The 19,228-nt window shown below is 63.0% G+C and carries 18 protein-coding genes; 15 read left to right on the forward strand and 3 right to left on the reverse strand.

Annotation, left to right across the window (positions count from 1 at the left end):
• The first annotated feature begins 54 nt into the window (after positions 1-54).
• The 12 genes from arnB (at position 55) to I9018_RS16420 (ending at position 13,122) form a co-directional block, all read left to right on the forward strand.
• Positions 55-1,194, forward strand: coding sequence for a UDP-4-amino-4-deoxy-L-arabinose aminotransferase (gene arnB / locus I9018_RS16365; protein ID WP_241106883.1), 1,140 nt, complete (start codon positions 55-57; stop codon positions 1,192-1,194).
• A gap of 5 nt (positions 1,195-1,199) precedes the next feature.
• Entirely contained in the window at positions 1,200-2,219 is a 1,020-nt protein-coding gene (gene arnC / locus I9018_RS16370; protein WP_241106884.1) for an undecaprenyl-phosphate 4-deoxy-4-formamido-L-arabinose transferase, read from the forward strand.
• Positions 2,216-4,222: a bifunctional UDP-4-amino-4-deoxy-L-arabinose formyltransferase/UDP-glucuronic acid oxidase ArnA gene (arnA, locus tag I9018_RS16375; protein WP_241106885.1), complete on the forward strand. Its 2,007-nt coding sequence runs from the start codon at positions 2,216-2,218 to the stop codon at positions 4,220-4,222. Before arnC ends, arnA begins: the two co-directional genes overlap by 4 nt.
• Positions 4,222-5,106: a 4-deoxy-4-formamido-L-arabinose-phosphoundecaprenol deformylase gene (arnD, locus tag I9018_RS16380; RefSeq protein WP_068587264.1), complete on the forward strand. Its 885-nt coding sequence runs from the start codon at positions 4,222-4,224 to the stop codon at positions 5,104-5,106. The genes arnA and arnD overlap by 1 nt, the downstream gene beginning before the upstream one ends.
• Positions 5,103-6,752 (forward strand): lipid IV(A) 4-amino-4-deoxy-L-arabinosyltransferase, encoded by a 1,650-nt coding sequence (arnT, locus tag I9018_RS16385; protein ID WP_124347680.1) that lies wholly within the window; start codon positions 5,103-5,105, stop codon positions 6,750-6,752. Before arnD ends, arnT begins: the two co-directional genes overlap by 4 nt.
• Positions 6,749-7,093, forward strand: coding sequence for a 4-amino-4-deoxy-L-arabinose-phosphoundecaprenol flippase subunit ArnE (gene arnE / locus I9018_RS16390; RefSeq protein WP_068587268.1), 345 nt, complete (start codon positions 6,749-6,751; stop codon positions 7,091-7,093). The genes arnT and arnE overlap by 4 nt, the downstream gene beginning before the upstream one ends.
• On the forward strand, positions 7,090-7,503 hold the full coding sequence (arnF, locus tag I9018_RS16395; RefSeq protein ID WP_241106886.1) for a 4-amino-4-deoxy-L-arabinose-phosphoundecaprenol flippase subunit ArnF: 414 nt from the start codon (positions 7,090-7,092) through the stop codon (positions 7,501-7,503). Before arnE ends, arnF begins: the two co-directional genes overlap by 4 nt.
• On the forward strand, positions 7,500-8,864 hold the full coding sequence (locus I9018_RS16400) for a UDP-glucose/GDP-mannose dehydrogenase family protein (protein ID WP_068587272.1): 1,365 nt from the start codon (positions 7,500-7,502) through the stop codon (positions 8,862-8,864). Before arnF ends, I9018_RS16400 begins: the two co-directional genes overlap by 4 nt.
• The gene (locus tag I9018_RS16405; RefSeq protein ID WP_241106887.1) at positions 8,865-10,490 is read left to right on the forward strand and encodes a phospholipid carrier-dependent glycosyltransferase; all 1,626 of its coding nucleotides are present in this window, start codon (positions 8,865-8,867) and stop codon (positions 10,488-10,490) included.
• A gap of 42 nt (positions 10,491-10,532) precedes the next feature.
• Entirely contained in the window at positions 10,533-11,048 is a 516-nt protein-coding gene (locus I9018_RS16410) for a GNAT family N-acetyltransferase (protein ID WP_241106888.1), read from the forward strand.
• Between the two features lie 30 nt (positions 11,049-11,078).
• Entirely contained in the window at positions 11,079-12,239 is a 1,161-nt protein-coding gene (locus I9018_RS16415) for an MFS transporter (protein ID WP_241106889.1), read from the forward strand.
• A 166-nt stretch (positions 12,240-12,405) separates the two neighbouring features.
• Positions 12,406-13,122 (forward strand): HPP family protein, encoded by a 717-nt coding sequence (locus I9018_RS16420; protein WP_068587280.1) that lies wholly within the window; start codon positions 12,406-12,408, stop codon positions 13,120-13,122.
• A gap of 39 nt (positions 13,123-13,161) precedes the next feature.
• Here the strand turns inward: I9018_RS16420 and I9018_RS16425 are convergent, their stop codons facing one another.
• Entirely contained in the window at positions 13,162-14,025 is an 864-nt protein-coding gene (locus I9018_RS16425; protein ID WP_068587281.1) for a LysR family transcriptional regulator, read from the reverse strand.
• A gap of 335 nt (positions 14,026-14,360) precedes the next feature.
• Here I9018_RS16425 and I9018_RS16430 point away from each other — a divergent pair, with 335 nt between their 5' ends.
• The 3 genes from I9018_RS16430 to I9018_RS16440 are packed head-to-tail and all read left to right on the forward strand — an operon-like array spanning position 14,361 to position 17,198.
• Positions 14,361-14,771 carry a GtrA family protein gene (locus I9018_RS16430; protein ID WP_068575879.1) on the forward strand — a complete coding sequence of 137 codons (411 nt, stop codon included), beginning with the start codon at positions 14,361-14,363 and terminating at the stop codon, positions 14,769-14,771.
• Positions 14,758-15,750, forward strand: a complete 993-nt coding sequence (locus tag I9018_RS16435; RefSeq protein WP_068575880.1) for a glycosyltransferase family 2 protein — start codon at positions 14,758-14,760, stop codon at positions 15,748-15,750. The genes I9018_RS16430 and I9018_RS16435 overlap by 14 nt, the downstream gene beginning before the upstream one ends.
• Positions 15,747-17,198 (forward strand): phospholipid carrier-dependent glycosyltransferase, encoded by a 1,452-nt coding sequence (locus I9018_RS16440; protein ID WP_241106890.1) that lies wholly within the window; start codon positions 15,747-15,749, stop codon positions 17,196-17,198. The genes I9018_RS16435 and I9018_RS16440 overlap by 4 nt, the downstream gene beginning before the upstream one ends.
• Here the strand turns inward: I9018_RS16440 and astA are convergent.
• Complete coding sequence (astA, locus tag I9018_RS16445; RefSeq protein WP_068575882.1) at positions 17,158-18,192, reverse strand: arginine N-succinyltransferase; 1,035 nt, start codon at positions 18,190-18,192, stop codon at positions 17,158-17,160. The genes I9018_RS16440 and astA overlap by 41 nt on opposite strands.
• The gene (locus I9018_RS16450; RefSeq protein WP_068575884.1) at positions 18,189-19,127 is read right to left on the reverse strand and encodes an arginine deiminase-related protein; all 939 of its coding nucleotides are present in this window, start codon (positions 19,125-19,127) and stop codon (positions 18,189-18,191) included. Before I9018_RS16450 ends, astA begins: the two co-directional genes overlap by 4 nt.
• Between the last annotated feature and the right edge of the window lie 101 nt (positions 19,128-19,228).

A 19,228-nucleotide genomic window follows, 5' to 3' on the forward strand; every position in this document is an offset into this window, starting at 1 on the left:
TCCATGAACCGTTGTTCGCTCGCTACACCCCGTATTCTGTAACCCGAGGTAACCATGAACCAGGCTTTCCTTCCTTTCTCGCGCCCGAGTATTGGCGATGAAGAGGTTGCTGCTGTAGAGCAGGTTCTGCGTTCCGGCTGGATCACCACCGGCCCGAAAAACCAGGAACTCGAGCAGCTCTTCGCCGAACGTGTCGGCGCCCGCCATGCCGTGGCCTTGTCCTCGGCCACCGGCGCCATGCACATCACCCTGCTGGCCTTGGGCATCGGTCCGGGGGATGAGGTGATCACCCCCTCCCAGACCTGGGTTTCCACCGCCAACATGATCTGCCTGCTGGGTGCTACCCCGGTGTTCGTCGATGTCGATCCCGACACCCTGATGAGCGACGCAGCCACCATCGAAGCGGCCATCACGCCCAAGACCAAGGCCATTATCCCGGTGCACTATGCCGGTGCAGCCTTCGACCTCGATCCACTGTATGCCCTGGCCGACAAGCACGGCATCGCCGTGATCGAGGACGCCGCCCACGCGGCCGGCACGACCTACCGAGGTCGTGAGATCGGTGCCCGGGGTACGGCGATCTTCTCGTTCCATGCAATCAAGAACATGACATGCGCCGAAGGCGCGATGTTCGTCAGCGACGACGAAGCCCTGGCCAACCGTGTGCGCATGCTCAAGTTCCACGGGCTGGGCGTGGATGCCTATGACCGCCTGACCCATGGTCGCAAGCCCCAGGCCCAGGTGATCGAACCCGGCTTCAAGTACAACCTGGCGGACATGAATGCCGCCATCGCCCTGGTGCAACTGCAGCGCCTGGACCAGATCAACGCCCGCCGCGAAGTGTTGGCCAAGGCTTACCTGGAGCGTCTGGCCGACCTGCCGGTGCAACCGCTGCACGTGCCGCAGTACCCGCAGCAGCACAGCTGGCACCTGTTCATCCTGCGCATCGACGCCGAGCGCTGCGGCCTGGATCGCGAAGCCTTCATGAAGGGCCTGCAGGAGCAGAACATCGGCACGGGTATCCACTTCATCGCCACCCACATACATACCTATTACCGCCAGCGCTTCCCGGATGTGCACCTGCCACATACCGAATGGAACTCTGCGCGACTGTGCTCGATCCCACTGTTTCCGGACATGACACTCGACGATGTCGAGCGGGTTGCCGGCGCCATTGAAAACCTCCTGGACTGAAACCCTTGAAACCTTATCCCATTCAGTTCGTGTCGATCGTCATCCCGGTCTACAACGAAGAACAGAGCCTTCCCGAGCTGTTGCGACGTACCGAAGCGGCTTGCCGCCTGCTCAAGCACGACTTTGAAATCGTCCTGGTGGACGACGGCAGTCGCGACGAGTCGGCGAATATCCTGCAAGCCGCCGCGGAACGCGAAGGCAGCCCGGTGGTGGCGGTCATCCTCAATCGCAACTACGGCCAGCACGCGGCGATCATGGCCGGTTTCGAGCAGTGCCGCGGCGACGTGGTGATTACCCTCGATGCCGACCTGCAGAACCCGCCGGAGGAAATCCCGCGCCTGGTGGCCCAGGCCGAGCTCGGCTACGACGTGGTCGGCACCGTGCGCAACAACCGCCAGGACTCGGCCTTTCGCCGCTGGCCATCGAAGCTGATCAACATGGCGGTGCAACGCTCCACTGGCGTGGCCATGAGCGACTACGGCTGCATGCTGCGCGCCTACCGCCGGACCATCATCGACGCGATGCTGGCCTGCACCGAACGCAGCACCTTCATCCCGATCCTGGCCAACAGCTTCGCCCGGCATACCACCGAGGTCTTGGTGGAGCACGCCGAGCGCGAGCACGGCGACTCCAAGTACAGCCCGATGCGCCTGGTCAACCTGATGTTCGACCTGATCACCTGCATGACCACCACGCCCCTGCGCTTGCTGAGCATCATCGGTTTCGGCATGGCCGGCCTGGGCGCACTGTTCGCCCTGATGCTGATCGTCCTGCGGTTGATCTTCGGCGCGACCTGGGCTGGCGACGGCACCTTCGTCTTGTTCGCGGTGCTCTTCGTGTTCACCGGCGGCCAGTTCATCGGCATGGGCCTTTTGGGTGAATACCTGGGGCGCATGTACAGCGACGTGCGAGCCCGCCCACGCTTCTTCATCGAAAGAGTCTTGCGCAGCCACCCGGCGGTTCCGGCCCCGGTTGTGACTGTCGACGGTTTAACTTCCACCCATACTGATCAGGTTTCCCCATGAGCAATAAAGCTGTCGTCTTCGCCTACCACGATATTGGCTGTGCTGGCATCGAAGCCCTGCTCAACGCAGGTTATGAGATCGCCGCGGTGTTCACCCATGCCGATGACCCGAAGGAAAACACCTTCTATGGTTCCGTCGCGCAACTGTGCGCCCGCAAGGGTATCGCCGTGCATGCCCCGGAAGATGCCAACCACCCGCTGTGGATCGAGCGCATCGCCAAGCTCAATCCCGACTACCTGTTCTCCTTCTACTACCGCAACCTGCTGAGCGAGCAGCTGCTGGCCACCGCCAGCAAGGGCGCGTTCAACCTGCACGGTTCCCTGCTGCCGCGCTACCGTGGCCGCGCCCCAGCGAACTGGGTCCTGGTAAAAGGCGAGACCGAGACCGGCGTGACCCTGCACCGCATGGTCAAGCGCGCCGATGCCGGCGCGATCATCGCCCAGGAACGCGTGGCCATCGAGCGCAGCGACACCGCGCTGAGCCTGCACCACAAGCTGCGTGATGCCGCCGCCAGCCTGCTGCGCGATACCCTGCCGGCACTGGCCCAGGGCAAGATCAGCGAAACCGTCCAGGATGAATCCAAAGCCAGCTACTTTGGCCGGCGTACCGCCGCGGACGGCAAGCTGGACTGGAAACGCCCCGCCGAAGAACTGTTCAACCTGGTGCGTGCCGTGACCCAGCCCTACCCTGGCGCCTTCTGCGCCGTCGGTGAGCACAAGCTGATCGTCTGGAGCGCCGAGGTGGCCAAGGGCAACGAAGGCCAGGCTCCGGGCCGGGTCATCAGCGTCGATCCGCTGCGCATCGCCTGTGGCGAAGACTCCCTGGTCATCACCTCCGGCCAGCGCAACGCCAACGGCCTGTACCTGAGCGGCCCGCAACTGGCCAACGAACTGGGCCTGGTGGACGGCTCCCTGCTGCGCGGCGCCGAGTCCGGCCGCAAGCCACGTCGTACCCGCGTACTGATCCTGGGCGTCAACGGCTTCATCGGTAACCACCTGTCCGAGCGCCTGCTGCGCGACGACAAGTACGAAGTCTATGGCCTGGACATCGGCTGCGACGCCATCGAGCGCCTGCGCAGCCACCCGAACTTCCACTTCGTCGAAGGCGACATCAGCATTCACTCCGAGTGGATCGAGTACCACATCAAGAAGTGCGACGTGGTCCTGCCGCTGGTGGCCATCGCCACCCCGATCGAATACACCCGTAACCCACTGCGCGTATTCGAGCTGGACTTCGAAGAGAACCTGAAGCTGGTTCGCTACTGCGTGAAGTACAACAAGCGGGTGATCTTCCCGTCGACCTCGGAAGTCTATGGCATGTGCCAGGACAAGAACTTCGACGAAGACAACTCCAACCTGATCGTCGGCCCGATCAACAAGCAGCGCTGGATCTACTCGGTCTCCAAGCAACTGCTGGACCGCGTGATCTGGGCCTACGGCGCCAAGGGCCTGAACTTCACCCTGTTCCGTCCATTCAACTGGATGGGCCCACGCCTGGACCGCCTGGACTCGGCACGTATCGGTAGCTCCCGGGCCATCACCCAGCTGATCCTCAACCTGGTGGAAGGCACCCCGATCCGCCTGTTCGACGGTGGCGAGCAGAAACGCTGCTTCACCGACATCGCTGACGGCATCGAGGCCCTGGCCCGCATCGTCGACAACGAAAACGACTGCTGCAACGGCCAGATCGTCAACATCGGCAACCCGGACAACGAAGCCAGCATCCGCCAGTTGGGCGAAGAGCTGCTGCGCCAGTTCGAAGCCCACCCGCTGCGTGGCAACTTCCCACCGTTCGCCGGTTTCCGCGAAGTGGAAAGCAAGGCCTTCTACGGCGCGGGCTACCAGGACGTGGAGCACCGCAAGCCAAGCATCGAGAATGCCAAGCGCCTGCTGAACTGGGAACCGACCGTGGAAATGAGCGAAACCATCGGCAACACCCTGGACTTCTTCCTGCGCGAAGCCATGCTGGAAATCGCCGATCGCGCCAAAGAAGAAGCACGCTGATGCAGGCAGGTCTGCGCATTGATGTCGATACCTACCGCGGCACCCGGGAGGGGGTGCCACGGCTGCTCGAATCGCTGGATGAAGCCGGGGTCAAAGCCACGTTCTTCTTCAGCGTCGGGCCGGACAACATGGGGCGCCACCTGTGGCGCCTGATCCGTCCGCAGTTCCTCTGGAAAATGCTGCGGTCCAATGCTGCCGGCCTGTATGGCTGGGACATTCTCCTGGCCGGCACCGCCTGGCCAGGCAAACCCATTGGCCGGGACCTGGGGCACTTGATGCGCCAGGCCCTGGCTGCCGGACACGAAGTCGGCCTGCACGCCTGGGATCACCACGGCTGGCAGGCCAACACCGGGCGCTGGAGCCAGGCACAGCTGATCGAACAGATCCGCCGTGGCGTCGACAGCCTCAACGATATTCTCGGGCAAGCGGTGAGCTGCTCGGCATCCGCCGGTTGGCGTGCCGATGAGCGGGTCATCGAAGCCAAGCAACAATTCGGTTTTCGCTACAACAGCGATTGCCGCGGCCAGAGCCTGTTCCAGCCACGCTTGGCGGACGGCGGCCTGGGCGCGCCACAGATTCCGGTAGACCTGCCGACCTTCGACGAAGTCGTCGGCCCGGTGGTCTCGAGTGCTGATTTCAACGCTTTCATCCTCGACCGGTTCAAGCCAGGCAAGCTCAATGTCTACACCATCCACGCCGAAGTAGAAGGGATTCTGATGGCCAATGACTTCCGCCAGCTGCTGGCCAGTGCCAAGCAGCGCGACATTCATTTCCAGCCCCTGGGAGACATGCTCCCGGCGGACATCTCCAGCTTGCCGGCAGGCCAGGTGGTACGCGGCGCCCTGGAAGGCCGCGAAGGCTGGCTGGGAGTGCAAGGAGCATGACCAGACGTTGGGCCCTGTCACTGCTGCTGATCGCTTTCGGCCTGTTCTACCTCCTGCCCATGGCTACCCACGGCCTGTGGATTCCCGATGAAACCCGCTACGCGCAGATCAGCCAGGAAATGCTCCATGGCGGTCAATGGGCGTCACCGCATTTCATGGGGATTCGCTATTTCGAAAAACCGGTGGCGGGCTACTGGATGATGGCCATTGGTCAGGCCGTTTTCGGTGACAACCTGTTCGGGGTACGCGTGGCGTCAGCCCTGAGTACCGGACTGAGCGTGGTCCTGGCCTACCTGTTGGCCATGCGCTTGTGGAACGATCCGCGCAAGGCCCTGGCCAGCGCCGTGCTGTACATGAGTTTCACCGTGATGGCGCTCGTGGCGGGCTACGCCAACCTCGACCCGCAATTCACCTTCTGGGTCAACCTGAGCCTGGTTGCGCTGTGGTTCACGTTCGACTGCAAGACCTCCCGCGGGCAGCTACTGGCCTGGGTCGTCCTGGGCCTGGCCTGCGGCATGGGCTTCATGACCAAGGGATTCCTGGCCTGGTTGCTGCCAGTGTTGGTGGCCCTGCCCTACGCCATCTGGCAAAAACGCCTGAAATCGCTGCTGGTATTGGGTGGCATCGGCGTCCTCGTTGCCATCCTCATCAGCCTGCCCTGGGCCTTGGCGGTGCACGCCCAGGAACCGGACTACTGGCGTTTCTTCTTCTGGCACGAGCATATTCGCCGCTTCGCCGGTGAAGATGCCCAGCATGCCTCGCCATGGTGGTACTACCTGCCATTGCTGGTGGCCTTCAGTGTGCCATGGGTCATGCTGTTGCCTGCAACCTTCAAACAGGCCTGGAGCCAGCGACGCCTGGGCAGTAGCGGCTTCCTGCTGCTGTGGCTGGTGCTGCCACTGGCCTTCTTCAGCCTGAGCAAGGGCAAGCTGCCCGCCTATATCCTGCCGTGCCTGCTACCGCTGGCGCTGCTGATGGGCAATACCCTGATGGATCGCCTGAGTGCCAAGCAGACACGCATCATCAGCCTCAACGGCCTGCTCAATCTGCTGGCAGGCCTGTTGGGTTTGCTGGCGCTGGTGTACTTCCAGCTGAAAAAACCGGTGTATGTGGACGAGCCGCAGCACTTGGTGCTGGTTTACGTCCTGCTGCTGGGCTGGATCCTCAGCAACCTGCTGCAAGCCATGCGTCCGTTGACCCTGTGGGCGGCTCCAGCCCTGGGTAGTTTCCTGCTGGCGGCCCTGGCCCCGGCCGCCCTGCCCAATTCGGTGGTCTACAACAAGATTCCCGACCAATTCATCATCGATCACGTAGGTGAACTGAACGAAGCCAAGCACCTGCTGAGCAACGACCTTGGCGCGGCCTCGGCCCTGGCCTGGCGTCTGCGCCGCAGCGATGTGACCTTGTACAACACCGAGGGCGAGTTGAAATACGGCCTGGCCTATGACGATTCGGCCCAGCGCAAGGTCAACCTGGAGCAGGTCCAACCGTGGATAGCCGAGGCCCGCAAGCAAGGCTCTGTAGGCGTGGTCATGCGGGTCAAGAGCCGCGACGAGGAGCATGAAGTCCAACTGCTGCCACCGGATGCCAAGCGTTATGCCCAGGGCAACATCGTGATTTTTATCATTCCCCAGAGCCAGCCATGAGCCTGTTGCTTCTACTCCTGGCTTGCGGGCTGACCTGCCTGGGCCAGGTGGCACAGAAATTTGCCGTTGAAAGCTGGCGCGACCAGCCATCGACCGTGGTGGCCAAGCTGCGCTCGGGCTGGTTGTGGCTGGCCCTGTTCAGCCTCGGCCTGGGCCTGCTGGTGTGGCTGCTGGTGCTGCAGCGCATGGAGGTGGGCGTGGCCTACCCGATGCTCAGCCTGAATTTCGTGTTCATCACCCTGATCGCCCGTTTCGTGTTCCGTGAGCACATCGATCGCCGCCACTGGCTCGGTGTCGCCCTGGTGATCGGTGGCGTAGTGCTGCTGGGGCGTCACGCATGAGCCGGGCCAAGGGATTCATCTTCGCCTTGGGCAGCGTGGTGCTGGTCAGTGGCGCACAACTGGCCATGCGCTGGAGCATGACTCGCCTGCCCGCGCCACAGCAGTGGCTGGACGCCCTGGGCAACGGCACAGTCGATCTGGCGGCCCTGGCCGTGGTCATCGCGGCGATCTGCGCCTATGCCCTGTCGATGCTCTGCTGGCTGCTGGCCCTGCGCGACCTGCCGCTGGGCCGGGCCTATTCGCTGTTGAGCATCAGCTATGCACTGGTCTACCTGCTAGCCGCCAGCCTGCCGCTGTTCAACGAACCTTTCACGCTTTCCAAAACCCTCGGGGTGGCCTTGGTCATCCTCGGGGTCATCACCATCAACTCTCGATCTGCACCCGCGACAAGTCCCAGGAATACCCCATGAAAATCAGTGTATTTGGAAGTGGTTATGTCGGCCTCGTACAGGCTGCCGTGTTGGCTGAAGTCGGCCACGATGTCATCTGCATGGACATCGATGAGCAAAAGGTCAAACAGCTGCAACAAGGACACGTGAGCATCTTCGAGCCCGGGCTTGCAAGCCTGGTGAAGGAAAACCTCGAAGCCAAGCGACTGCACTTCACCAACGACGAAAAACTCGCGGTACAGCATGGCCAGGTACTGTTCATTGCCGTTGGCACGCCCTCGAGCGAAGACGGCTCGGCCGACCTGCGCTACGTGCTGTCGGTGGGCGATGCCGTCGCCCGTCACCGTGAGCAGCCGCTGATCCTGGTGGAGAAATCCACCGTGCCAGTCGGCACCGGCGACACCCTCAAGGCCCACATCGAGAAAGCCCTGGACGGCCGTCCACTGCAATTCGATATCGTCTCCAACCCGGAATTCCTCAAGGAAGGCTCGGCGGTTTCCGACTGCCGCCGCCCGGACCGGATCATCATCGGTTGCGCCCGCGAAGAAGTACGCGACGTGATGCGCGACCTCTACGCACCGTTCAACCGCAACCATGACCGCATCATGTTCATGGACCTGCGCAGCGCCGAGCTGACCAAGTACGCCGCCAACTGCATGCTGGCGACCAAGATCAGCTTCATCAACCAGATCGCCGAACTGGCCGAGCACCTGGGCGCCGATATCGAATCGGTACGCTTGGGGATCGGCGCCGATACGCGTATCGGCTACCACTTCATCTACCCTGGCTGCGGCTATGGCGGTTCGTGCTTCCCCAAGGACATGCGCGCGCTGATCCACAGTGCCGAGCAAGCCCATTGCTCCAGCGACCTGCTGCAAGCAGTGGAAGCCATCAACGAACGGCAGAAGCACAAGCTGTTCGAGCGTATCAAGGCTTTCTACAAAGGCGACCTGAAAGGCAAGACCTTCGCCCTGTGGGGCCTGGCGTTCAAGCCCAACACCGACGACATGCGCGACGCCCCGAGCCGGGTGCTGCTCGATGCATTGTTCGCCGCCGGTGCCGAAGTCCGCGCCTTCGATCCGGAAGCCATGCAGGAAACCCAGCGCTTGTATCCGGATGAGTCTCGCCTGCTGCTGATGGGCACCCCGGAGTCGGTACTCAACGGTGCCGACGCCCTGATCATCTGCACCGAGTGGCAGCAGTTCAAGGCTCCGGACTTCGACCTGATCCAACAGCGCCTCAAGGCGCCTGTGATCTTCGACGGCCGTAACCTGTATGACGCCGAACGCCTGGCGCGCAATGGTTTCACCTACTTCCCGATCGGTCGTGGCGAGTCGCGAAATCTGCCGATCCCTCATCAGCAGTGGTCCGCCGAGGCCTGAATGAACACGCACTCCAGCTCCCCTGCGAACACACTACTTTGGCAATCGTTGGGGCTGGGGCTGCTGACTTTGCTGCTGTTCTGCGTCGGCGCCGATCATCAATCGGCGATCGGCTTCGACTCCCGTTTCTTCCTGTTCGCCAAGGAAATGCTACGCCATGGGCCGGGGTTCTTCCCCACGACCTATGGCGAGCCCTATGCCGACTACACCAGCGCCTCGACGCTGCTGGTGTGGTTGTTCTCGCTGCCCAACGGGCAGGTCACCAGCCTCACCGCCTGGCTGCCCACGGCCATCGCCTCGGCGCTGATCGTCAGCCTGGTCTACCGGCTGCTGGCCCCCTACTCCCGTACCTGGGCCCTGCTGAGCGTCGCCCTGTTGTTGCTCAGCAACACCTTTATCAGTGAAACCCGCGCGGTCTCCCTGGACCAGATGCTGGCGGCGGTCTCGCTCACCGTGTTCTACCTGGGCTATGCCCACGACCATTTCGCGGCGCCCCGGCGCCTGGGCTGGATCCTGCTGTTGCTGGTGCTGGGCTTTGCCATTCGCGGCCCCATCGGCCTGGTGATCCCCACCGGCATGCTGTGCAGCTACTACCTGCTGGGCGGCCAGTGGCGGCGCTTGTTCGGCTTTGGCTTCAGCGCCCTGGGGTTGCTGGTGGCGTGCATCGCCCTGCTGCTGTGGCTGGCCAAGCTCAGTGGCGGCCAGGGTTTCGTCGACGATGTGATCCGCATGCAGTTCATGGGGCGCATGGACGGCAGCGAAGGCTCCAGCGACGTCCTCTATTACTTCACCAGTTCCCTGGGCAACTACGCCCTGGCCTATCCGCTGGCGATCCTGGCCTGGGTCGCCGTGCTGCTGTCGCGCCCGGCAGAGCCGGGGCCTGGCCTGAAGCTACTGCGCCTGTGTACCGCAGCGGCCCTGGTGGTGATGATCGGCCTGTCGATTCCCCAGGCGAAGAAGGCTCGATACCTGTTGCCGATGCTGCCCATGGCGGCCATTGTCGCGGCCTATCCGTTCCAGGCTGGCAGCGCTCGAATCATGGCCTGGCTGCGTGGCCTGATCCAGGGCTTGTGGTTGCTGCTGCCGGGCCTGCTGATGGTCGGCCTGGTGGTATTGCGGCGCAAGTTCCCCGAACAGCTCACCCACCTCACGCCGATGCTGGTGGTGCTTGGCCTGTTGCAACTGCTGTCCCTGGCCTTGCTGTTCAAGCGCCAATGGCGGGCCGTGGGCCTGGCCTACAGCGCGGTCCTGGCGGTCTGGGCTTGCTATATCGGCGTTTACGAGCCTGTCGAGCACCGGCTCTACGACACCCGCACCTTCAGCCATGCAGCCCTGCAGTTGATCGAGGCAGACCCGGCCCCGGTGATCCTCCATCGCATGGGCAAGGATGCCAAGGCGATCAAGTTCATGGTCAACCTCGACCACGACCTGCAACCGCAATTCACCGATCAGCCCCAGGCCCTGGCCCAGATCAGCGGACCGGCGTGGATCATTCTCGATCAGAGCGACCTGTCCAGTCTTGAAGGCACGGCCCTGGCTCACCTGGAACCCGTGCTCAGTGCTCGCTTCGACAAGAACGACTTCGTCCTGCTGCACCTGCCCAAGGCGGCGACCGCGCAACCCTGAAGTCGTTGCGCGGCGTACCGCTGCCTCCTTACACTCGCGTCCATGACGATCAATATCCGCCGGGCGCGAGTGTCCGATGCCAATGCCCTGCCCGCTATCGAAACCAGCGCCGCCAGACTGTTTCTCCGCGATCCGCAACTGGCCTGGCTGGCCGAGGCCCCGGTGCTGGACGCCGAAGGACACCGGCGCAATATCCAGCGCCTGCCGGTCTGGGTGGCTTGCCCGGCAGAGGACCAGCCTTGCGCCTTCCTGTGCGCCGAACCCCTTGGCCACGAACTGCACATCTGGGAAATCTCCGTAGCCAGTGATTGCCAGGGCCAGGGGATCGGCAAGGCACTGTTGCAGGCGGCCATCGAGCACGCCCGGCAGCAGCGACTCAAGGCCCTGACCCTCACGACCTTCCGGCAGCTGCCATGGAACGAGCCTTTTTATCAGCGCCAGGGTTTTATCACCCTGGATGCCGGGCAATTGGGAACACGCCTGGAACAGGTGCTGCTCGATGAACAGCAACATGGATTGCCGGCGCTGCGCCGTTGCGCCATGCGCCTGCTGTTGTAGACGCCATCAGCACAAGGATCGTACGAGGCCATGGCTGCCTACTCACTGATCATTCGCCGGTTGCTCATCTGCTCGCTGACCATCGTCGTCAGCCGAGCCCTGACCGGTGCCCTGCTCACCCAGTTTCTCAGCCACAAGCTGGGCCTGGACCAGCAGGACGTGGGCTTGCTGCTGGGCATCGCGGTGTTCAGCGCCACCCTGCTCGCCCTGTACGGCGGCTACATCATCGATCGCCTGGACAAGCGCCGGCTGCTGATCCTGACCATGCTCTCCAGCGGCATCGGCTTCATATTGCTGACCTTCGCCCAGGATCTGTGGCTGACTACCGTGGTGCTGGTCCTGGTGGAAACGGCTTCGGCGCTGTTCCTGATCGGCTCCAAGGCGATCATCAGTGAATGCCTGCCCCAGGAGCAGCGAGCCCGAGTCTTTTCCCTGCGCTACACCTTGACCAACATCGGCTACGCCACCGCGCCGATGCTGGGAGTGGTGATCGCCGGCTATATGTTTCAGGCCCCGTTCCTGCTGGCCGGGGCCATTGCCCTTGGCAGCATGTGGCTGATGCGCGGCGTGGGCCGAGGTGCGGTCGACATCGGCAAGCCGCTGAGTTTCCTCACGACACTGGCGACCCTGAAAAACGATCGCACGCTGGTCATCTTCACCGCTGGCTGCTTGCTCAGCACCATCGTCCATGGGCGTTTCACGCTCTACCTGTCGCAGTACCTGATGGTCACCCAGGAACCTCGCCAGGCCTTGGACACCATGGCGGCGCTGCTGGCCTGTAACGCCCTGTGCGTAATCGCGCTGCAATACCAGATCGGTCGTTTTCTCAAGCGCGAGCAACTGCGCTACTGGATCGCCCTGGGCACGGCCCTGTTCATGGCCGGCCTGATCGGTTTCAGCGTTGCCGGCAACCTGCTGCTCTGGTGCCTGGCAATGCTGGTGTTCACCCTGGGGGAGATGATCATCTACCCGGCAGAATTCCTGTTCGTCGACACCCTGGCCCCCGAGTCCCTGCGCGGCAGCTACTACGCCGCGCAGAACCTCGCGGCGGTGGGCGGTGCCCTGAGCCCGATCATCTGCGGCTACCTGCTGACCCACAGCATCCCGGCCAGCATGTTTTATGTGTTGGCCGGCCTGAGCGCCGCCGGTGGTTGCCTGTGTTATCGCAGTGCCCGCCGGGCGGGGGTTTGAGTGCAAAAAATCTGCACTTAAGCTGCATTATTATGAATTTGCCAACCTATCGATTCCTCGGCAGACTGCGCCGGTTCCTCCCCCAAATGTTGGAACGTTCAAGGGCTTTCTGGTGATCCAGACAAGCCCTTCTTTTTGCCCGCCTGAAAATGGATCGCTTGTGTCGATGTTCACCCGCTGGAAACCCGCCGCCATCAATACCCGCCCCCTGGAATGGAGTCGCGCTGCCATCGGCGTGGCCCTGGGCCCCCTGTTCAGTGTCTGGCTCTGCGCCAAGGTGTTCGGCATGCCGGTGGCCTTGCACTTGATCGGTCCCCTGGGGGCATCGGCCGTGCTGCTGTTCGCGGTATCCTCCGGCGCCCTGGCCCAACCCTGGTCGATCCTGGGGGGCTACCTGTGCGCGGCGGTGATGGCCCTGTTGGCCGCCCACTTCCTGGGGCGCAGCCTGGGCAGCGCAGGCCTGGCTGCCGGCACGGCCCTGGTGCTGATGTGCTGGCTGCGCTGCCTGCACCCACCGGCCGGTGCCCTGGCCCTGACCCTGGTGTTGGCCGACCCGGCCAGTGTCGCCCTCGACTGGCGCGAGTTGGGCCCGGTAATGTTGGCCGCGGCCAGCCTGCTGGCCAGTGCCTTGGTCTACAACAACCTGACCCGTACCCGCTATCCCAAGGGGCCGGGCGAGCCGCCGGCGGTCCTCGCCCCCGCCGGGCCCAGCGACAGCCTGGCGATCACTGCCGTCGATCTCAAGCGGGCCCTGGAGGAAATGGAGGAGTTCTTCGATGTCACCCCCGAGGACCTGGAGCAACTGATCCACGCCAGCGAAGCACACGCCCGCCGCCGCAGTATTGGCCAGGTGCTGTCCTCGGCCCCACAGTCGCGCCCCTGAGCCTTTTCAGGCAGCCGCTTGCTGGCTGCCATGTTGCGCTCAGACCATCGGCGACCAGCGCTGGGACCAGTCGTTATCTCTCTGGATGACCTCGCGCAAGACATCGAAAGCCTGTTGCAGCGGCTCCGAATCCCGCTCCCGGGCATAGAGTAGATAGGTCGGGAAGCTGAACTCCGGGGCCTTTTCCACTCGTTCCAATACACCACTGTCCAGGTAGCTCTGCACCACCCGGGTACGGAAGTAGCCACTGCCACCGGCATCGAGGATGAACTGCAGCGCCAGCGGCCCCAGGTTGAAACCCACCGCGGCCTTGGCCTGCTCCGGCAAGGCGGCATCGTGCTGGCGCCGGAAGTCCTCGCCCCAATCGATATAGACATAGGGCTGTGGACGGCCAGCCAGGCGCACCTGGATCAGTTTTTCCTCAAGCATTTGCTCCACTTGCAGGCCCGGCGAGTACAGCGGTTGGAACACCAGCGCCGCATCCAGCACGCCCAGTTCCAACTGCCGTTGCAAGCTCGCGCCGTCGCCGATCTGGGTGCGCACCGCATGGTTGGGCAGCGCCTGGCGCAGGCGGCGCACCCAGTTGAGCATCAGCGGATTGCACAGGCTCAACTCACCACCGATGTGCAGCACATTGCGATAGCCAGCCAGCAATGGCAGGTCGCGCTGGGCCGCTTCCCAGGTCTGTACCAGCTGGTTGGCGTAGGCAATGAAGGCCTCGCCATCGGCCGTGGGCCTGGCACCGGCACGGTTGCGTACCAGCAGCTTGCAGTTGAGCTGGCCTTCCAGGTTCTGCACCCGGGCGCTGATGGCGGTTTGGGTCAGGTGCAGGCGTTCGGCGGCGGCAATCAGGCTGCCGCTGCGGACGATCTCCAGGAAGGTGCGGGCCAGATCGATATCCATGGTGCCTCTGTAGCGTCGAAGTCGAGCGCCATTGTAACGGCCCGTCTCTTTTGAACCAGTGCTGCAAATGACCGGTGCCTCGCCCATCGCCCATCGCCTGTACATGGCCATGGCTGACGGCAAACTAACAAATACGCCATTCTATTGTAATCCAACTAACAACTTAACTAAGCAAAGCCACGACGCAGCCAGCCCCGGGTAATTAATTACAACTTTGTCAGTTACTTGGTGAAATATTACACGCCACGCGACAAACGAAATTTTCACAAAACACCCACTGATTACCGACATTATTTTCCCAAGAATCAATCAGCCTTAAACGCTTGGGTTCATTCATGTCGCGACTATCGATAAGTTCATCAGGCCACCCATTAAAACAACTTTTCCGTTATCTACTGGTGGGAGGTGTTGCCACCCTGAGTCATTACATATTGTTCCTACTGTTGCTCGGCCCCCTGCCAGCCTTACTCGCCAGCCTACTCGGTGCCGCCCTCGGCACCTGGGTCGCCTACCTGGGCAACAAGCGTTGGACCTTCCCACCAGTCGGCACTACCAGGAACACCCAGGCCCTGCGCTTCTGCCTGGTGGCTGCCGGCTACAACCTCGGCAACGCCCTGCTGATGCTGTGCCTGCTGGCGCTCTACCCAGACTCTCCCTTGTCGATGCAAATGCTCAGCACGCTCTGCCTGACCTTGGGCAGCTATTGGATAAACCGAACCTGGACATTTAAAAATGAAGTTGCCTAGTTGCGTACCGATGGATAACCACTCGATTATCAGCATCATTGTCTGCTGTTATGACGAGGCCCACATACTGCCCGAGTTCCATCATCGCCTCATGCTGGTATTGAATGCGTTACCCGTGGCTTACGAAGTCGTGTATGTCAACGATGGCAGCCAGGATGGAAGTGACCAACTACTGGAACAATTCTGTCGTGCGCCCAAGGTGCGCTGCCTCAATTTGAGCCGTAACTTCGGCAAGGAGTCGGCGATGTCGGCAGGCATCGATCATGCAATGGGGGACGCGGTACTGTTTATCGATGCCGATCTGCAGGACCCGCCGGAGCTGATTCCCGCCATGGTCCGCCACTGGCTGGCCGGCTACGACATCGTCAACATGCAACGCAGCGACCGGCGCAGCGATACCGCCGGCAAGCGTTTGAGCGCACAGCTCTACTACAAGTTGATGAACCTGCTGGTGGACAAGTACCCGGTACCACCGGATGTCAGCGATTTCCGCCTGATCGGTACCGCTCCCCTGAATGCCCTGCGCAACATGCCGGAGCGGGCCACCCTGATGAAAGGCCTGGTCAATTGGCTGGGTTTCAGGACCATCGAAATTCCCTACCAACGGGCCCGGCGCAAGGCCGGTGAGTCGAAATGGAGCCCCATGGCCCTGGTGGACCTGGCCATGGAGGGTGTGCTGGCGTTCTCACGCAAGCCGCTGCGCTGGTTCAGCGTATTGAGCCTGGCAACGCTGCTGTTGACCGGTACTTACCTGATGCACCAATGGTTCGTCGACGCCTTCAGCGTGGATCACCTGATCCTCGGTGCCCTGGCCCTGGTCCTGGTGGGCGTTGCCATGGTGGGCGAATACATCGGCGCCGCACTGGTGGAGGTCAAGCGTCGCCCGCTGTACTTCCTGCGTAGCACCTTTGGCGGGTTTTCCCGCCAGTTGCAGGCGCCTCCTGCGCTTGAGTCCGACGAGCAAGAGCGGATCCGATGAACGCCCTTCCAACCCGCACCCTGTGGTGGTTGCTGCTGGGCATCCTCGGCCTGCGCCTGGCAAGCCTGGGGCTCTATCCGCTGATGGACACCTCCGAGGCACGCTACGGCGAGATGGCGCGCAAGATGCTCGAGCTGGGCGATTGGGTGACGCCGATGTTCGACTACGGTGTGCCCTTCTGGGGCAAGCCGCCGTTGGCGTTCTGGAGCCAGGCCCTGGCCATGCAGGTCCTGGGGATCAGCGAATTCGCCGTGCGCCTGCCGGCCTGGCTGTTTCATGTAGCCAGTTGCCTGATCCTGATCCGCTTCGCCCGCGAGGAGTACGACGAGCGCAGTGGCCTGTTGGCGGCGATCCTGTTCTCCAGTTCAAGCCTGGGCCTGTTGGCGGCGGGCGTGGTGCTGACCGACCCGGCCCTGAGCTTTTCCCTCCTGCTGGCCTGCTACGGCTTCTGGCGCGGCTGCGTGCATGCCGACCGCGGCTGGGCCTTGGCGGGTTTCTTCGGCCTGGGCCTCGGGCTACTGGCCAAAGGTCCGCTGGTGCTGGTTCTGGTCGGTGCCCAGGCAGGCTTGTGGACGCTGTTCAACAGGCAGTGGCGGGCCCTCTATCGCCTGCCCTGGACGAGCGGCGTGGGCCTGATGCTGTTGGTGGCACTGCCCTGGTACCTCCTGGCCGAGTCGCGCAGCCCTGGCTTTCTCGACTACTTCCTGGTGGGCGAACACTGGAAGCGTTATGTGGTCAGCGACTGGGCTGGCGACCTGTACGGCAGCGCCCACGAACGGCCCTTCGCCAGCATCTGGCTGGAACTGTTGATGGCGCTGTTGCCCTGGAGCCTGTTGCTGCCGCTGCTGTACCGGCTCTACCGGACACCTGCGGGGGTCGACCGTCGCCTGAGCTTCATCACCTTGTGGGCGCTGGTTACACCGCTGTTCTTTACCTTTTCGGGCAACATCCTCTGGACCTATGTACTGCCTGCCCTGCCCGCCTGGTGCCTGTTGCTGGCCCTGGCCCTGCAAGCACTGCCGCAACGCAGCAGCAGGAGCGCGCCGTACCTGTTGCTGGTGCTGTCGTTGCTGCTGCCGCTGGGCCTGCTGTTCACCGTAAACAACGGCGCCGCCCTGCAACGACCGCAGAACCAGCAAGCCCTGGCCAGGGCCTGGAACGACCTGCAAGCGACCCAGCCCGGGCCGCTCTACTACTGGGGACGCCGCTCCTATTCCGCTGAGTTCTACAGCGCGGGGCAAGCACGCCGGGTCAAGGCCCTGGAACAATTGCCCACTGACCGGGCGTTCTACCTGGCGCGGCGGCTGAAGGACCTTGACCAGGAGCGCGAGCAATTGCCGACCCTGGGCTGCGTGGAGCAACTGCGGGCCAGCCAGAGCCTGTTGTTCTGGTGCACCGGGCAATCCATCAGGCCGCCGAACGCTGGCGCAGCGGTACCGCCAGGCTGACCGCCCGCACCGAGGCCCCGGCTCCCAGGCCCAGCGCCCGGGCACTGGCGGCATCGACAATCAGCGTGCCAGCTGCGACACGGGCTGGAGCCGCGGTGATCCGGCAGGTGGCGAACTGGCGGTTATGGATCAGGTATGGCTCGGCCTGCTCGCCAGGGGTGCCAATGCTCAGTTGCAGGACCTGGCTGTCGCGTACGGCGCGAATATCGCCGGTCGCACATTCGATCAGCGGGCCACCGTCGAAGATATCGATGTAGTCCTTGAAGCCGAATCCTTCGGCCTTGAGCATGCCCAGGGCCGGTTCGGTATTGGGGTGGACCCGGCCGATCACCGCGCGAGCGGCTTCGGGCAGCAGGCAGGTGGGCAATGGGAACTTGGGCATCAGTTCGGCAATGAAGGTCTTGTTACCCAGGCCGGTGAGATGATCGGCGGCGGCAAAGTCCATCTTGAAGAAATGCCGGCCCAAGCCTTCCCAGAAGGGCGAAACCCCGGCCTCGTCGGAGTAGCCACGCATCTCGGCGATCACCTTTTCGCCAAAGCATTGGCGGAACTCGGCCAGGAACAGGAACCGCGCCTTGGACAGCAGGCGGCCGTTGAGGCCGCTGCGATGATCGGCGTGCAGGAACAACGAACACAATTCCGAATGCCCGGTCATGTCGTTCCCCAGGAACAGGGTCGGTAGTTGCTGGTTGATGCCCAGGTTCCTGGAGGCCGCGACGAACAAGCCCAGCCGGTAGTTGTACCAGGGCTCGCGCAGGCCCACGGCCCCGGCCAGGGCGCAAATGCCCACGGCTTCGCCCTGCTCGCTCTGCAGCACGAACAGGTAGTCGGCATCGGCCCGCTCGGCTTCGCCGGCAAAGGTCTTCTGCGCCCATTCCAGGCGCTGGCGCAAGCGCGTGGCGTCGGCGGGCAAGGTGGTCAGGCCGGCACCGGCGCTATGGGCCAAATCCAGCAGGGCTGGCAAGTCGGCCAGGTTGGCAGGACGGACGATCATCGTGATTGCTCCCTCTGGGGTTGACGTTCAGGCAGGTAGATTTCCGCCAGCATGCAGCGGGCACTGCCGCCGCCGATGCGTTCAATGGTGTCGATGTTCACCGGCAGGGGCTGGACGTGGCGTTCGATCAACCGACGCTGCTGCAAGTCCAGCGAGCGCCAGGCCGTACGCGACATCACCAGCAATGGCTCACCGGCGCTGTTGTGCACTTCCAGCATATTGCCGGCGAAGGATTCCAGTTGGGCCCAGGTCAAGGGCAGCACCTGTTTGCCGCTGTCTTGCAGGCTGCGCTGCAAGCTCGCCCGTTGTTCCGGGTCATCCACCGCCAGCAGGCAGGCCACGGCCAATTGGCTGCCGACGCTCATCATCACGTTGGTGTGATAGATCGGTACGCCCTGGCGATCGCGGGCATGGAACCCACAGAGCTGGTAGTCCAGCAGCTCGGCCAACTGCTCCAGGGCCCGGGCATGGGTGCGACTGGAGTAGCCGGCGTAGCAGATGCGCCGCTGGCGGTCCAGGACCATGCTGCCGGTGCCTTCGAGGAAGATGTCTTGCTGCTCCAGGGGGCTCAGGTCGAGGGTTCGTGTCACCTGGTATTGCTCATGCAAGTGGGCCAGTACGCCTTTGTAGCGCTCCAGGCGGCGGTTGCGTCCCTGCATCGGGTACAGCACCAGGGTGCCGTCCGGATGGCTGCTCCAGCAGTTGTTGGGAAAGATCGAATCCGGGGTGTGAGGCACTGCGCTGTCTTCATGCACCAGTACCTTCACCCCCTGTTCGCGCAAGCAGGCGACATAACCATCGAACTCCAGCAGGGCCTTGGCCTGGACATCCTCGGCGGCCAGGGCGGGTCGCTGGAAACTGTTGTTGCTCGCCGTATCCTGGTTGAACGAGAAACACGAGGGACGGATCATCAAAACACTATGGGTGGTCTGCATGGGCACGCAATCAGTGAGAGTCGGGAGGCACCCATTGTGGTTTTGTACGCGGGCAAAACCCGGCTGATCCGAAGGCTTGCACAGTAGAAAATGGCTGAATG

Origin of the sequence: Pseudomonas sp. MPFS, from assembly GCF_022537035.1 — a bacterium.
GTDB classification, from domain to species: Bacteria; Pseudomonadota; Gammaproteobacteria; order Pseudomonadales; family Pseudomonadaceae; genus Aquipseudomonas; species Aquipseudomonas sessilinigenes.